This window comes from Cohaesibacter haloalkalitolerans (genome assembly GCF_003574655.1).
Lineage (GTDB): Bacteria > Pseudomonadota > Alphaproteobacteria > Rhizobiales > Cohaesibacteraceae > Cohaesibacter > Cohaesibacter haloalkalitolerans.
In genome coordinates this window covers 66,738-80,678 of sequence record NZ_QNUM01000002.1, presented here as the reverse complement: position 1 = coordinate 80,678, position 13,941 = coordinate 66,738, and the positions used below count along the sequence as shown (strand labels likewise).

General features: G+C 56.7%; 13 protein-coding genes. 7 read left to right on the top strand and 6 right to left on the bottom strand.

Annotated elements, in window-relative coordinates; genetic code table 11:
• The first annotated feature begins 55 nt into the window (after positions 1–55).
• The gene (ribB, locus tag DSL70_RS04255) at positions 56–1,159 is read left to right on the top strand and encodes a 3,4-dihydroxy-2-butanone-4-phosphate synthase (RefSeq protein WP_119306685.1); all 1,104 of its coding nucleotides are present in this window, start codon (positions 56–58) and stop codon (positions 1,157–1,159) included.
• A gap of 114 nt (positions 1,160–1,273) precedes the next feature.
• On the opposite strand, the gene DSL70_RS04250 is transcribed toward ribB, so the two are convergent.
• A complete protein-coding gene (locus DSL70_RS04250; RefSeq protein WP_119306684.1) occupies positions 1,274–2,437 on the bottom strand; it encodes a PepSY-associated TM helix domain-containing protein in 1,164 nt (387 codons plus the stop codon).
• A gap of 686 nt (positions 2,438–3,123) precedes the next feature.
• On the bottom strand, positions 3,124–4,773 hold the full coding sequence (locus DSL70_RS04245; RefSeq protein ID WP_119306683.1) for an MFS transporter: 1,650 nt from the start codon (positions 4,771–4,773) through the stop codon (positions 3,124–3,126).
• A gap of 142 nt (positions 4,774–4,915) precedes the next feature.
• Here DSL70_RS04245 and DSL70_RS04240 point away from each other — a divergent pair, with 142 nt between their 5' ends.
• Both DSL70_RS04240 and DSL70_RS04235 read left to right on the top strand, forming a co-directional pair.
• The gene (locus DSL70_RS04240; RefSeq protein ID WP_119306682.1) at positions 4,916–5,404 is read left to right on the top strand and encodes a MarR family winged helix-turn-helix transcriptional regulator; all 489 of its coding nucleotides are present in this window, start codon (positions 4,916–4,918) and stop codon (positions 5,402–5,404) included.
• A gap of 337 nt (positions 5,405–5,741) precedes the next feature.
• On the top strand, positions 5,742–6,263 hold the full coding sequence (locus tag DSL70_RS04235) for a GNAT family N-acetyltransferase (protein WP_162916341.1): 522 nt from the start codon (positions 5,742–5,744) through the stop codon (positions 6,261–6,263).
• A gap of 45 nt (positions 6,264–6,308) precedes the next feature.
• Here the strand turns inward: DSL70_RS04235 and DSL70_RS04230 are convergent, their stop codons facing one another.
• Complete coding sequence (locus DSL70_RS04230) at positions 6,309–6,986, bottom strand: trimeric intracellular cation channel family protein (RefSeq protein WP_119306680.1); 678 nt, start codon at positions 6,984–6,986, stop codon at positions 6,309–6,311.
• Positions 6,987–7,690: 704 nt separating this feature from the next.
• On the opposite strand from DSL70_RS04230, the gene DSL70_RS04225 reads away from it, so the two are divergent.
• The 3 genes from DSL70_RS04225 to DSL70_RS04215 all read left to right on the top strand — a co-directional run bounded on the left by DSL70_RS04225 (position 7,691) and on the right by DSL70_RS04215 (position 10,588).
• Complete coding sequence (locus DSL70_RS04225) at positions 7,691–7,879, top strand: hypothetical protein (protein WP_119306679.1); 189 nt, start codon at positions 7,691–7,693, stop codon at positions 7,877–7,879.
• A 550-nt stretch (positions 7,880–8,429) separates the two neighbouring features.
• Positions 8,430–9,161 (top strand): response regulator, encoded by a 732-nt coding sequence (locus tag DSL70_RS04220; protein WP_119306678.1) that lies wholly within the window; start codon positions 8,430–8,432, stop codon positions 9,159–9,161.
• On the top strand, positions 9,158–10,588 hold the full coding sequence (locus DSL70_RS04215) for an ATP-binding protein (RefSeq protein WP_119306677.1): 1,431 nt from the start codon (positions 9,158–9,160) through the stop codon (positions 10,586–10,588). The genes DSL70_RS04220 and DSL70_RS04215 overlap by 4 nt, the downstream gene beginning before the upstream one ends.
• A gap of 15 nt (positions 10,589–10,603) precedes the next feature.
• On the opposite strand, the gene DSL70_RS04210 is transcribed toward DSL70_RS04215, so the two are convergent.
• On the bottom strand, positions 10,604–11,071 hold the full coding sequence (locus DSL70_RS04210; RefSeq protein WP_119306676.1) for an Lrp/AsnC family transcriptional regulator: 468 nt from the start codon (positions 11,069–11,071) through the stop codon (positions 10,604–10,606).
• 218 nt (positions 11,072–11,289) lie between these two features.
• On the opposite strand from DSL70_RS04210, the gene ald reads away from it, so the two are divergent.
• A complete protein-coding gene (gene ald, locus DSL70_RS04205) occupies positions 11,290–12,408 on the top strand; it encodes an alanine dehydrogenase (RefSeq protein WP_119306675.1) in 1,119 nt (372 codons plus the stop codon).
• Between the two features lie 280 nt (positions 12,409–12,688).
• Here ald and DSL70_RS04200 read toward each other — a convergent pair whose 3' ends face one another.
• Positions 12,689–13,168 (bottom strand): SRPBCC domain-containing protein, encoded by a 480-nt coding sequence (locus DSL70_RS04200; protein WP_119306674.1) that lies wholly within the window; start codon positions 13,166–13,168, stop codon positions 12,689–12,691.
• A 260-nt stretch (positions 13,169–13,428) separates the two neighbouring features.
• The gene (locus tag DSL70_RS04195) at positions 13,429–13,773 is read right to left on the bottom strand and encodes a hypothetical protein (RefSeq protein WP_205563152.1); all 345 of its coding nucleotides are present in this window, start codon (positions 13,771–13,773) and stop codon (positions 13,429–13,431) included.
• Positions 13,774–13,941 lie beyond the last annotated feature (168 nt).

Genomic DNA, 13,941 nt, shown 5'->3' with positions numbered 1-13,941 from the left:
AACAAGAGCAAACCAGCACCGGACAACGGATAACAACAACGAGGACAGTAACGACATGGCCGACATGGAACGGGTTGCGCAAGCCATTCGCGCATTTGAAAAAGGGGAAATGGTGGTCGTCACCGACGATGACGATCGTGAAAACGAAGGCGATCTGATCGTTGCCGCGACCAAGATCACCCCTGAACAGATGGGCTTCATCATTCGCCACAGCTCAGGCATCGTCTGTGCGCCAATGACGGGCGAGAATGCCCGCCGCCTCAACCTGACCCCGATGGTTGCGCACAATGATGCGCCGCTCTCGACGGCCTTCACCGTATCGGTGGACTTCAAGCATGGCACCACCACGGGCATTTCTGCCGAAGAACGCAGCATCACCGTGCATGGCCTTGCCAATGGCAACTCCAGTGCCACCGATTTCGTCCGCCCTGGTCATATCTTCCCGCTGATCGCCAAGGAAGGCGGCGTGCTGGTCCGTTCCGGCCATACCGAAGCAGCTGTTGACCTTTGCAATCTGGCTGGCCTGCCTCCGGTTGGTGTGATTTCCGAGCTGGTCAATGATGATGGCACGGTCAAGAAAGGCCCGGACATTATCGCCTTTGCCAAAGAGCATGGCATCACCCATGTATCCGTTGCCGACCTCATCGCCTATCGTCAGCGCATCGAGCGTCTGGTTGACCGCATTGAAGACTTCCAGATCGACACCCGTTTCGGCCCGGCCCGCGCTGTGACCTTCAAGGCCAAGTTCGATGATATGGAACATGTCGCCCTGATTTTCGGCGATATCCGCGATGGCAAGGACATTCCGGTTCGTATCCATCAGGAAAACGTGCTGGCCGACATTTTCGGCACCTCCGGCACTCTTGACAAGATTTCCGAGAGATTTGCCGCTGATCGTGGCGTTCTTGTCTATTTGCGTGATGGCTCGCCTTGTGTGGCCACTGGCTCCATGCGCCCGCGTGACGCTCTGGAACTGGCCCAGAATGAAGAGCATAAAAGTGCAAAAGGCCGCGAGAATAGCTGGCGCGACATCGGGCTTGGCGCGCAGATCCTGAAAGACCTTGGCATTTCCTCTATCCGTCTGCTGTCGTCTCGCGAGCGCACTTATGTGGGGCTGGATGGTTTTGGCCTTGAGATCTCGGGCACGGATATCATCTGAGCAGACCCGTCCGCTATTGAGCAACAATGAAAAACCCGCAGAGCCTTAAAAAGCTCTGCGGGTTTCGCTTGCCCACCCGCTTGTGCGGAAGGGGCCCACAATGTGTCCGATGGCCTAGCGCATGCTAAGCGTCGGTTTGGCCTTTGGCCGGAACAGCGGCGAGATGAGGCGCCGCCAGGCCAGGGCAAAGCCGGTCCAGACGAGGAACAGGCAGGCCAGAGATGCGATACCCGCGAGGGTCTGCCCGATTACCCCATAGACCTCGCCGGTGTGCAGGAAGCGGATGTAGCGCCGCAGCGACTGGGTCGGGGTGGCCATTTCATCCGGCCCTTTGACCGAAGCAACCTCGCCACTCTCGCGATCATAGGTGATGGTCTGCTGGGTTGCACCCTGTTTGCCATTGCCGGTGTCGATCAGCACATCGACCGTCTTGGCCTGATCAGAGGCCGGAACGATGATGGAAATGGTCTTCCAGTTGCTTTCCACGCCCTCTGCCTTGTCCAGAATGGACTGGAAGGAAACCAACTGCTCGGCAGGCAGCGAGGAAGTACCGCCACCTGAGCTCTTGGCCCACATGCCCTTGCCCTGTCCGCGCCCCTGTGGCGCTTCAAGGCCCGCTGCGGCAAACACCAGATTGTTGGCCCACTGATAGGACAGCACGGCCCCGGAGCCGACCACCGCCACTAGCGGGATCACCACCCAGAAGGAAAAGACATGGTGCCAGTTGAAGTCGCGCGCCTTGGCGGTCGGCATTTTCTGGAAGAAGATCTTCTGCCTGATGAAGGACCATTTCCATTTGCGCGGCAGCCATAGATAGATACCCGACAGGATGATGAACAGGAAGGCGACGTTGCTGATCTTGACCATCTGGCTGCCGGCGGAGTCGAAGCCCATCGCCAGATTGCGGTGAATGTTTTCCATCAGTCCGAAGAAACCTTCAGTCGGATTGCTGTCTGCCTCGATGAAGGCGCCGCTGTAGGGATCGATCAGCTTGGCTTCATGCCGTCCGGCAGACACAGAAACCGGCTTTGACGCATCGCTGTAGAAATTGAGCGTGGCGGTCTCGCCCGGAAATGCCGGTTGGGCGATCTTCATGATGTCGTCAGCCGACATCATCTCGGTATAGTCGGCTGTCGGAGCAACCGATGGATCAAAGGCTGCCTTGATCTGCGCCTCATAGGTCAACATGACGCCCGTAAAGGCCAACGCAAAAATGACAAGGCCGGTGGCTACGCCCACGACAAGGTGGGTCCAAAAAATAATGCGTCTGAAAGACATTGCAGCGTCTCCGCTCAAGAGATTTTATCGATACTATTGCCAAGCATACTGCAGCTTCTGCTCAAAAAAATCTCGACAATTCCCGCAATTGTCATGAAATGTCGCAGTCTCCTTTCTGGTTACATTTCGATACACTCTTCCTGCCTGCCGTGGGTTGGAAGAGTGCTTTTCAACACGATGGGTATTGTTCTTTGGCAGGGGGTGCGTGTGAAAAATGCCCTGTTCGGCGATAAGAAGGGGCAAACGGTGCGGATTTCTGGCTCTAAAGGACAAATTAATCTTTGGAACCATTTGAACTCTTCGCGGGTGTGCCTAAATATAAGGAAGAGCAAAAGTTCACATCTGATTCACTTTTGCTTCTTACACTTGAGCAATGGTCTTAGGAACAGGTGGAAAAAATGGCAAAAAAAGCAATCGCAAAAAGCGCTTCCATTGATGTCGCCAAATATGCCGCAATGCTGAGTCTGGGGCTGGTCGCCTACGGCCTGTTCTGGCTTTCCGTGAACTGATCGGCCTTTCGGCTTGAATTGATCCATGCGAGCGGCTTGCCTGCTGGCCCGCATCCTCCATTATCTATTGACTCCCGCCCCGTCACCGGCCATGAGCACGGTTGATGAGGGGCTTTCGTGAGAAGCAACTGGTTCGCCTTGTCCATTCATGGCGATAAGGATGCGTGTGTGTGCCCGTCAGTAGGCGAAGAATACCGACGGGCCATCTTTCGTGGTGTGCACCAGAGCCTTTGTCGTCAGGGCAAAGCTGCCGTGAAGGAGATCCTCGATCTCATGGGCGTGCGGTGCTCCGAGCACCAGATGCCGAGCCCCTGCCGCACGGGCATGATCAACGGCCCTGCGGGCTGCCTGACCGGCTGGTGCATCGAGCAGAAGCACATCGACGTCGAGCCCACCTGCCGCAAGTCGGCTGCTGGCATCGGCCAGAATGCGCCTGGCCCTTTCCTCACTTTCCAGAGCTGCCTCCTCTCCTTCGACAACTTCCCGCATCCGCACATGCAAGGCTGTGACCTTGCTGACGGCTGATGCCCGCGCCAGCGCAATGGCCTGTTCGATCACACGGACGTCCCGGTTACTGCCATCAACAGCGATGACGACCGAGGCCTGCTGCACGCCTGCTGCCGAGCTGGCTTCATGCGTGGCAGGGGCGATGCTGGCCCGCCGGAGTCCCATGATGACCGGCGCCAGAAGGGCCGCCACAGCGGCAACAGAGAAGGCCGGCAGAACCCCGAATGATTCTGCCAGATGAGGGACTGCGAATGGAGCGATGACACCGGCAAACCAGCGCAGGAAATTGTAACCGGCCGAGGCAACAGGGCGCGGAACGTCCGACACTTCCAGCGCCAGTTCCGTAAACAGCGTGTTGCACACCCCCATGACCGCGCCGGAAAGAATGACGCAGACTGCCACCACCAGCTTGCTGCCAACACCCATGGCAATCAGCATCGTTGCCAGCAGAACGAGACAGACCGAAATCACCGGCAGGATGCCAAAACGGGCATCAACGCGCGGTGCGACAAACACCGAAAAGATCGCCAGCAAAACGCCCCAGCCAAAGAAGATGCCGCCGACTGCGTAGGCCGACAGATCCAGAACAAAGGGCGCAAAGGCCAGCACAGTGAAAAAGGCGAAGAAGTAGAAGAAGGACGCGAGCGAAACGGTGAACAGCCCCGGATGGCCAAGGGCCCTGATCGGTGCGCTGATGGCTATCTTCTTGTCAGGCTTTGGCAATTTCGGCAGGAATAGCAGGATCGACACAAAGCCGATTGCCATCAGGGTCGCCGTTCCGAAGAAGGGATAACGCCACGACTGTGCGCCGAGCAGCGCTCCGACGAGCGGACCTCCCGAGAGGCCAAGCCCGATGGCGGCCTCATAGATCAGCACGGCCTTGCCCGTACCACCGCGGGTGACCGCCACCAGCACCGACAGGGCCGTCACCACGAAGAAGGCGTTGCCCAGCCCCCAACCGGCCCGGAAGCCGATCAGCTCGGCGACAGATTGGGAGGTGCCCGCCAACGCCGCAAAGACGATGATCAGAGCAGCGCCGATCAGCAGGGTGACGCGGCTGCCAAGGCGGCTGGATACGAAGCCGGTGATCAGCATCATGATCGAGGTGACGAAGAAGTAGGATGTGAAGAGCAGGGACACCTGACTGGCCGACGCATGGAGGCCCGCAGCGATGGCTGTCAAGATTGGATCAACCAGACCAATTGACATGAAGCCGACAACGCAGGCAAATGCAGTGGCCCAGACGGCAATCGGCTGATCCCTGAAACTGCTTGCCGCCTTGGGGGTGGCAATGGAAAGATGGGACTCTGTCGCAGACATGGATTACTCGCAGAAATGAAATGGGAAGAAACGCGATCGATGCTGTCCCCGATGGGGAGGAAACAAGTTTGGAAAAACTACAGATAGCCCGCATGGAAATCAAGTTGTATGGTACAAGAAAATAAAATGACGGAGGATATGCATGTCTGAGCATAGTGAGACCAACGGACAGGACGCGGGCACAGGCGAGTCGGATGCTCGTTCTGCTGATGCTATTTCCCAGCTGGAGCGGGAGATCGCCTTCATGATCCGGCGACTGGATTCGATCTATCGGAAAAGACGCTATCCTCTTGAACGGGCGCACTATCTTGCCCTGATGGTGCTCAGGGAACGAGCCCACTCCAGTGGCGAACTGGCCACCATGCTCGGGCTTGACCAATCCACGGTGACCAGACAGATCGTGGCCATGGAGAAGAAGGGATATGTTCTGCGCAAAAGCAATCCCGATGATGGCCGCGGGATCATGATCGAGATTGAAGCAAAGGGGCTTGAGCTGTTCCAGCAGATGCAGCTTGCCCGTCGCCGGAGCCTGCAGACCATGATGAAAGACTGGCCGGGCGAGGATCTTTGCCAGTTTGCCGATCATGTCATCCGCTTTAACGAGGCCATCAAGGCGATGGATGAAATCTGAGGACGGCATGGGGCAAGGCCGCTCGGCAATGGCTGACCGGACAGGCCTTTCGGGGAAGGCGCAGGATGGGCGCTCCGGCCTTTGCGGAAAGCGTGGGTTCCCGGCCGCCGGTGGCAAGATGTCTCTTGACCGATGCCGCCCCTGCGCTTATTTTGCCTGCATGAGCAAAAACCTGACCATCGCTACCGTATCCTATTGGTACCCATCCTGTTAGATGGGTGGTTGGCTTTTGCGTGCTTAAGACAGACCACCGGGTTCGGTGGTCTTCTTGTTTCTGATGTCTGATCTCCGCACCCTGAAACGCCCTCGCTCAAAGACCGAGGCAAGGAGAGACGACATGACCCATCTTTCAAAGATACGACCCTTCACCATACGACAGGCGCGCCTTGATGATTTCGAGGCCATGGAACCGCTGTGGCGTCAGCTCGACGGCTACCATCAGGCCCGTGACCCGCAGCGCTTCCCGCACAAACAGGATGAGGCACCGCGTTCTCGCGAGTATATCGCCGAGGTTATCCATTGCGCCGACAGGGCGCTGTTGCTGGCAGAAAGCTGCCCCAGCCTTGAGGGGGAGGCATCGCGGCTTATTGGCCTGTGCCTTGTGACGCTGAGAACCTGCCCGCCGGGCCCGGTCTACCCGGTGCGGGTCATTTTCGAGGTCGAAAATCTGGTGGTTGACGAAACCATACGGCGGCAGGGCGTGGCGCGGGCCCTGCTTGGTGAAGCGGAGACCTGGGCACGCAGCAATGGCGCCAAGGAAATGCTGCTCAACGTCTATGACTTCAATGAAGGAGCAAAGAGATTTTATGAGCAGCTCGGTTTCCAGCCCTTGCGCGTGCAAATGGTGCATGCCCTTTGAGGCTGAAGCCGGCAGGTCTGTCTTGCGAAGCTGGCGGGTGGGCGATCAGCGCTGGATGATGCGGGGGGAGGCTTTCTGGTCTTCATCCCGCACATTGAACTTGTAGCGGATCGCCAGTCCACGCAGCAGCAGCGCCGCACCCATCGAGATGATGGCGCTGATTGCCGGATCCACCTCCAGATAGTGGAAGCCGACAAACAGGCAAGAGCCAAGAAGCGCCGCCGTGGCATAGATCTCCTGCCGCAGCAGGAAGGGCACCACGTTGCACAGGATGTCGCGGATGAGGCCGCCAAAGGTTGCAGTGATCACGCCCATCATGATGCAGATTGCCGGATGGTGGCCAAGCTCCAGGGTCAGCACGGTACCTGTCACCGAGAAGATTGCCATGCCGATGGCATCGATCCAGTTGAAGATCTGGCGCTGAGACCAGCCGATGCGCTCGACCGCATAGGCCAAAAGGGATGCTGGCATGACAATGGCCAGCGGCGTCGGGTCGCTGACCCAGTTGACGGGCAAAGCGCCAATGAGGATGTCGCGCAGGGTGCCGCCACCAGTGGCTGTCACAAAGCCGACCATCAACACGCCGAAGAAATCCATTTCCGACTGCAGAGCCCGTAGGCCTCCGGTCATGGCAAAGACAATCAGCCCGGCATAAAAGAAAATCGGCACGATCTTGTCGAGAAACAACTCGGGTGCCATCAACAGGGGCTGGGTGAATGACATGGCTTGTAAGCCTTTCGGTAACGGATACTCTCTGCGGGCATGATTAGGCAGATTTCCGCCAACAAAGCAACCACCTGAACTGCAAACGCGGTTGACCCTGTGTGTAGCTGATAGCGCCGATTGTCAGAAAAAAATTAATGATGGGTTAAGTAGTGCGAATTTACCAAAAACCCATTAGAAATCAAATGGATTTACGTATGTTTGTTTTCTGTATGTTCTCTTTGATGGTCCGGTGTTCCGGGTGCGATTCATTTGTTTGATTTTTGTTCTTTTTGTGTTCTTGGAGAAATTAAATAGATCAAAAGAATTTTACGGTTTCGCTTTACCCGCAGTGGTCGCAAATGGCTATCGGAGGTTTTTCGATTTGTCGCTCGGCCCCGGGTTACAGTTTGATACAATTTGCTGCAGCGGGGTTACCTCATGCCATAATCCTGAGGGATTTTGTGCGTATCTTTCAGAGGCAAGAGAAATTCTGACGCGAATTTGAAAACTCGATGATGTTCTGAACTTGGACCACCGCGACAGTGGTGAAACGGGATTGATGATCTGACAGGGCAATGAGGAATTGGCCAAGCAGAGCAACCCGATTGCACGACAGGGAATTGCTGTCGAGACGGCTGAAAGGGCAAACGCCCCGCATGTCAGTCCGGAATTCTGGAAGAAGCCACGGGGCAGGGCGGACAGGCCAGTTGAAGCGATCGAAAATGCCACCATATAAAGAAGTGAAAAATTTCGATGGCGATGGAACAAAGTCCTCTCTTGAGAGTTATGAGAGTGAAAGCTCTGTTGATGAGGTTTATATTATGCGCAACATGTTATTTTTGACGGCAATCGGAATTCTGACCAAGCATTTGTTCTCCATGGTTGTTGGCATAAAGAACCGCCTGTTCTAAGGCTCCTTCGTTTTGCAGTCTCCCGGATCGTGGGCCTCCCGTGTTTGAAAACCCTGAGCAGAGGCGCCTGTCAGGACAGGTCTGGGCAGTGGTGGATGTTTGTCTGCTGCCTCTCTTTTCCTCCAACAGAAAAGCCCCAGAGGCTCTTGCCCGCCGTATATCCTATTCGCCCTCACAGACTGAAAGTTCAGCAGCTCATTTTGTTGCTTGTCTTTCCTGTTTGGCACAGGGTCACATCTTTCCAGATCGTTTGAAATCTGTGGGGCTGAAGAAATGCGGTCCCGGACCGATTCTCCTGATGCAGAGCTTTTAGTGGGGGTCATCGGGGAAGTGGTGAGCGATTGTCCCGCGCATGGTGCCTCATAAACTGGGATAATTCTCAATTGCACGTGCTCTTGCATATTTCTAACAATGTCTGCGTGTTTCGGATTCTGATATAGACATGGCAGGAAACAAAACCGTGAGAAAATCTGCGCAAAAGCTGAAGGTTCCTTTGATTTTTTCTCAACAAGCCCGCAAACATGATTCCACTTGAACCAGAAGAAACGCCATGCAGAATACAACGCACATCCTGGTCATCGAAGATGACACTGAAATCCAGTCGCTGCTGGCTGCGTTATTGCAGCGCAATGGCTGGATGGCCTCGTTGGCTTCCAACGGGCGCGAGGCAGACGCCATTTTGGCCCGCAGCAATATCGACCTGATCCTTTTGGATGTCATGCTTCCCGGCGAAGACGGGTTGAGCATTTGCTCCCGCATTCGGTCCATTTCAACAGTACCCATCATGATTCTCTCTGCCAAGAGCGAGGATATCGACAGGGTGGTCGGGTTGGAACTGGGCGCTGACGATTACATGGCCAAGCCGTTCAATCCCAGGGAGCTGGAAGCTCGCATCAAGGCAATGCTGCGTCGCAGCCGCATGTCGATCAAGGACAGCCGCATGCAGGCGCCAATCCTCTATTTCGGAGGCAAATGGCAGCTCGACATCAGAAAACGAGAGTTAAACGATTACAATGGCGTGCAGATCCATCTGACGCCAGCCGAGTTCGATCTGCTGCGTGTTTTCTGCGAAAGACCCGGCCTGACATTGACCCGTGAACAGTTGATCGAGCTGACACAGGGCCCGAGCTCCGGCGCGACCGAGCGCAGTATCGACATCCTGATCTCCCGTTTGCGCCGCAAGCTGGAAAACGGACCGAACAGCCAGAAACTCATTCACACCGTTCGTTCCGGTGGCTATGAGTTCATCGCGGAAGTCCATGAACAGCGCGAGACTGTATGAGAAAGGCTCGCTGGTTCCACTTTCTCAATTCCATTGCCGGTCAGTTGCTGATCCTTCTGATTCTGGCAATGGGAATGTTCTTGACCGGCATCTATGTTTCGGTGCAGGCGGCGCGTGTGGCGCCGCTGGCTCCGCCAATCATGCTCTATTCCGAACGCCAGGTCGGTATAGCCGAAGCCCTGGCGCAGTTGCCGTCAGATGCTGTCGAGCCAGCTCTGCAACAGCTACGAGTCGAGCACCCCAACGTCACCTACTTGCTCCTCTCCGGCTCGGACCCGGTTGTTGCGTCGCTTGAGTGGATGCGCCGCAACATTGGTGTTGCCGATCTGCCGCCTGCCCCTCCTGCCGAACCTCTAGGTTTTCTGTCACGACTGATCTCGCCTCTTGGAGAACCTCCCTCTAGTGCCGATATTGCAAAGGGTTTTGCCAATCCTCAGGCAATCGGATTGTCCTTTGCGCGCTCGGTTCATCAAATTGAAGACAATCAGTCGCAGGTGACGGTCTATTCCCGGCTGCCGGATCAGCGTGTCCTGAGCGCCAGCATTACCCTCAGAGCGCCGGAAATGCCCAATCATGCGCTTGAAAATGTCCTGATCTACTCCCTTGTGTGCACCCTGCTGCTGCTGCTGTGGGCCATCCTTTTCCTGATCCGGCCCCTGCGTCGTCTGGCGCAGGTGACCAACAACATCGCCAAGGAAAACGCCAAGCCGCAGATGGCCGAAGTTGCTGGCCCCACAGAGCTGCGTGTGGCGTCCATGGCGCTCAACAAGATGCAGGATCGCATCCACCAGTTGATCGAGGATCGCACGCGCATGTTGGCCGCTGTTGGCCATGATTTGCGTACCCCGGTTACGCGCCTGCGCCTCAGGGCCGATACGGTCGAGCCGGAAGAGCTGCGCAAGGCTTTCCTGCGCGATCTTACGATGATGGACGGATTGCTGACCCGCTTGATGACCTATTTCAGCAAGGGAGAAACTGGGGAGAAACCGGTCCGTCTGGAACTGAGCAGTCTGGTCGACAGTCTGGCCTGTGAGTGGAGTGATGCTGGCGAAGCTGTTGAACTGACCGACTACACCAACCTGACCATTTTGGCCCGTCCCAACGATCTCTCCCGCTTGGTCGACAACCTGATTGACAATGCCGTCAAATACGCCGGGGCTTGTGAAATCTCGCTGAAAAAGGAAGGCGCCTTTGCCTGCCTGCGGGTGATCGATCATGGCCCGGGCATCGCTCTGGAAGACAGGTTTTTGTTGCAGGAGCCTTTTGCCCGTGGCGATAAGGCGCGGACCATGAACGACAAGTCTGGCTTTGGTCTTGGCCTTGCAATTGCTCGCAAGGTGGCCGAAAGCCATGACGCCGCCATCGAGATGACCGATACCGAAGGCGGTGGTCTCACCGTGATCGTGCGCTTCCCGCTGGCTAAGTGATCGCGTCGGATTTCTTCAGACTTCGAGCTTGCCGGTGTGCTTGACCGCTCTCAGAGTCAGGGTGGAGTTGACCCTGACAACGCCGGGCAGGTTGGTCAGGATGTCGTGGTGGATGCGCTCCAGATCGGCCGCATTGCGATAGATGACCCGCAACAGATAGTCATACTGTCCGGCGAGCAGGTAGCAGTCCTGTATCTCGTTGATTTCCTTGATTGCCCGCTCGAAGCGCGCCAAAGAATCCCGTCCCTGTCCATCAAGCGTCACGAACACGAAGGCAGCACCCGACATGCCGCAGGCCTTCATGTCCAGCTGCATGTGATAGCCTTCCACCAGCCCGCTGTCTTCCAGCTGCTTGACGCGCCTGAGGCAGGCCGAAGGGGAAAGGTTCACCTTCTCTGCCAGCTCCGCGTTGCTCAGCCGTCCGTTGTCCTGCAGCAGATTGAGGATTTGGCGGTCCCTTTTGTCGAGTTTTTCGAGCGTCATGAAAATTCGATAATTTTGATAATTTGCGCAATTATATGCGAAAAGATACTGGTAAAACAAGATCCTTTCGCCGCACATTGCGCAAAATTTGGTTCATCATTGACAGGTAATTCGAAGACCCAAAAGCGTCCCGAACTGCGTGTGAATGACCCCTCAGAAGGGTGTGCACGCCCAACAAGGCGACGTATTGGCAGCAATACACCACGGAGAACCAAACAATGCTTATCGGATGCCCAAAAGAGATCAAGGACCATGAAGACCGCGTTGGTCTTGTTCCGTCCTCTGTTCAGGAACTGGTCGCTTGCGGCCATGAAGTGATGATTGAAACCGGCGCTGGCGCTGGCATCGGCTGTGCCGACGAAGACTATGTCGCAGCAGGAGCCACGATCGTTGCTACCCCGGACGAAATCTTCGCCAAGGCCGAAATGGTCGTCAAGGTGAAGGAACCGCTTGCTGTCGAGCGCGCCAAACTGCGCCCCGGCCAGCTTCTCTTCACCTACCTGCATCTGGCTCCGGATCCTGCCCAGACTGCAGACCTCGTCAAATCCGGTGCAACCTGCATCGCCTATGAAACCGTAACATCCCCGACCGGCGCTCTGCCGCTGCTGTTCCCGATGTCCGAAGTGGCTGGCCGTCTGGCTCCGCAGGTCGGTGCGCAGGCTCTGGAAAACACCGGTGGCGGCATGGGCGTTCTGCTCGGCGGCGTGCCGGGCGTTGATCCGGCTGAAGTTGTCATCATCGGCGCTGGCGTGTCCGGCACCAACGCGGCCCGTGTGGCTCTTGGCATGGGTGCCAGCGTGACCATGGTCGACAGCAACACCAATGCCTTGCGTGCTGCAGTTGACCGCTTCGGTACGGCCATCAAGACGGTCTATTCCAACAAGGGCAACATCGCTCGCCTCGTTGCCAAGGCTGATCTGGTCATCGGCACCGTGCTGATCCCGGGTGCGGAAACCCCGAAGCTGGTCACCGCCGAAATGATCAAGACCATGCGTCCGGGCTCTGCTGTTGTTGACGTGGCCATCGATCAGGGCGGCTGCTTTGAAACTTCGAAGGCAACCACCCACTCCGATCCGACCTATGTGGTCGACGGTGTTGTTCACTATTGCGTTGCCAACATGCCGGGCTGCGTTGCACGTACCTCGACCTTCGCGCTTAACAACGCCACCCTGCCGTTCGCTCTGGCTCTGGCCAACAAGGGCTGGGAACAGGCTTGCAAGGATGACAAATATCTGCGTGCTGGCCTCAACGTCCACGACGGCAAGGTAACCTATGAAGCCGTCGCCAAGGCTCTTGGCTATGATTATGTTTCGGCTGAAAGCATTCTGGGCCTCTGAAGCATCTCCTGTCTGATCGTCCCCCTCGGTCAGACAGGCGCTGGATGGCCAAAACCGGGATAGCCCTGCGTGGATCGAATTTCGATCGCGAAGGGCTTTCGGTCCCCCTCTCGTCCAGGCTCGGGCAGGTACTTCCCGAGGATTTGGCGGCCTTGAATGAAAACGCCCGATTGTCAGGCACAATCGGGCGTTTATTGTGTTCTGCTTCAAGGGGGAATGCCGGTTCGCGGGGGCAATTGGTGCGATCCTTCGGCGTGCTTCCCTCGCGTCGGATGTCCGCTCAGGCGCGGCGCAGAAACCGGGTTTTCTCGCACGCCCGGGCAAAGTGAAACGAAAAGATCTCGTTCCAGCCCTTGTCATAGCCATCGCGCATCATCGACGCGATCGGGCCATAACAGTCCCATCCGCCATGCACCAGTTTGACCATGGTCTGCTGGGGGCGGGTTTCAAAGAAGCTGACGACCAGATGGGTCGCCTGATCCATCGGCTGCCCCATGTGAAAATCCAGCGCGACCGAATTCGGTTCGTCACAGTCGGTGAAATTGCCCCAGACATGGCGCGTGTCGTCGGATGCGATTTCGATGATGGCACCGCCCGCGAGAGGATCGGTTTCCAGCGCCTTGGCCGGAATCCCGGTGCTGTGTATCGAAATGGAACGCGTATCAAGCGGCCACCAGCTTCCCATCTCCACCGTGAACAGACGATAGGCCGTGAGTGCATCGGTTGGCACTTCTATCACTTTGACGATCGGTTTATACATCGCGCAATCCTGATCAGGCCAGCCCCTGTGCCTTCCTGCCATTTGGGGGTGGTGGTGTGAAACATCGAAAGAACGATTGAGCGATTCTTGCCGCGCAGCGTTCCTGTAAACCATTGTCAAAAGATAAAGATTTGGCGCGATCCGCACAAGGCGTCCTTGGTAGGGTGGGCGCCTGATCGTTTTGCAACCTGATGTTTTAAGTGGTTGAATCAGAAAGGGGATTTCAAACCCCCACGCTGACGCTCACCAAGGAAAGGCTCCTAGATTTCCGGCTGATTGTCACGCCCTGCCTTTTGGCGTATCGATGCCTCTTCAGCTTTGCGACGATGGCGTGTCATCAGCGGGCGGGTGGTCTTGAGAACGCGTCCGAAGGGGCGACTTGCCCGGTCCTCCAGCCAGACCAGAGCATGGTCCAGCCAGCCAATGGCCTTGCGCAGGCGACGGACCGCATTGCGGCCTGTCCGGCTATTGGCGATCACCAGAAAAGCGCCGAGCGCCAGCAGGGGCACACCGGTGGGAATCGGCAGCCAGATCGTTGCCAGCCCGGCAATCAGACATAGAAAGGCGAAGCCCAATATCGCCCATTGTCGGAGATTCGTGATCACCGTTTGACGCTCCTTCACGATGGGCAACCGGTCTCCCGGGTGTCCATTCAGCCTTCAGGCATGACGGGGTCTGCCCATTGCGAGCGGCCGATTCCTTTCCATTAGGACGGGTCTGTGACAAACGGAAGACAGCGGCTCCGCCTTTTGCCTGCCTTGCGATGCGATCCC

Bases quoted from the DNA above. Each gene is read 5' to 3' on its own strand.
- ribB (WP_119306685.1), top strand. From the start codon at position 56: ATGGCCGACATGGAACGGGTTGCGCAAGCCATTCGCGCATTTGAAAAA.
- DSL70_RS04250 (WP_119306684.1), bottom strand. From the start codon at position 2,437: ATGTCTTTCAGACGCATTATTTTTTGGACCCACCTTGTCGTGGGCGTA.
- DSL70_RS04245 (WP_119306683.1), bottom strand. From the start codon at position 4,773: ATGTCTGCGACAGAGTCCCATCTTTCCATTGCCACCCCCAAGGCGGCA.
- DSL70_RS04240 (WP_119306682.1), top strand. From the start codon at position 4,916: ATGTCTGAGCATAGTGAGACCAACGGACAGGACGCGGGCACAGGCGAG.
- DSL70_RS04235 (WP_162916341.1), top strand. From the start codon at position 5,742: ATGACCCATCTTTCAAAGATACGACCCTTCACCATACGACAGGCGCGC.
- DSL70_RS04230 (WP_119306680.1), bottom strand. From the start codon at position 6,986: ATGTCATTCACCCAGCCCCTGTTGATGGCACCCGAGTTGTTTCTCGAC.
- DSL70_RS04225 (WP_119306679.1), top strand. From the start codon at position 7,691: ATGCCACCATATAAAGAAGTGAAAAATTTCGATGGCGATGGAACAAAG.
- DSL70_RS04220 (WP_119306678.1), top strand. From the start codon at position 8,430: ATGCAGAATACAACGCACATCCTGGTCATCGAAGATGACACTGAAATC.
- DSL70_RS04215 (WP_119306677.1), top strand. From the start codon at position 9,158: ATGAGAAAGGCTCGCTGGTTCCACTTTCTCAATTCCATTGCCGGTCAG.
- DSL70_RS04210 (WP_119306676.1), bottom strand. From the start codon at position 11,071: ATGACGCTCGAAAAACTCGACAAAAGGGACCGCCAAATCCTCAATCTG.
- ald (WP_119306675.1), top strand. From the start codon at position 11,290: ATGCTTATCGGATGCCCAAAAGAGATCAAGGACCATGAAGACCGCGTT.
- DSL70_RS04200 (WP_119306674.1), bottom strand. From the start codon at position 13,168: ATGTATAAACCGATCGTCAAAGTGATAGAAGTGCCAACCGATGCACTC.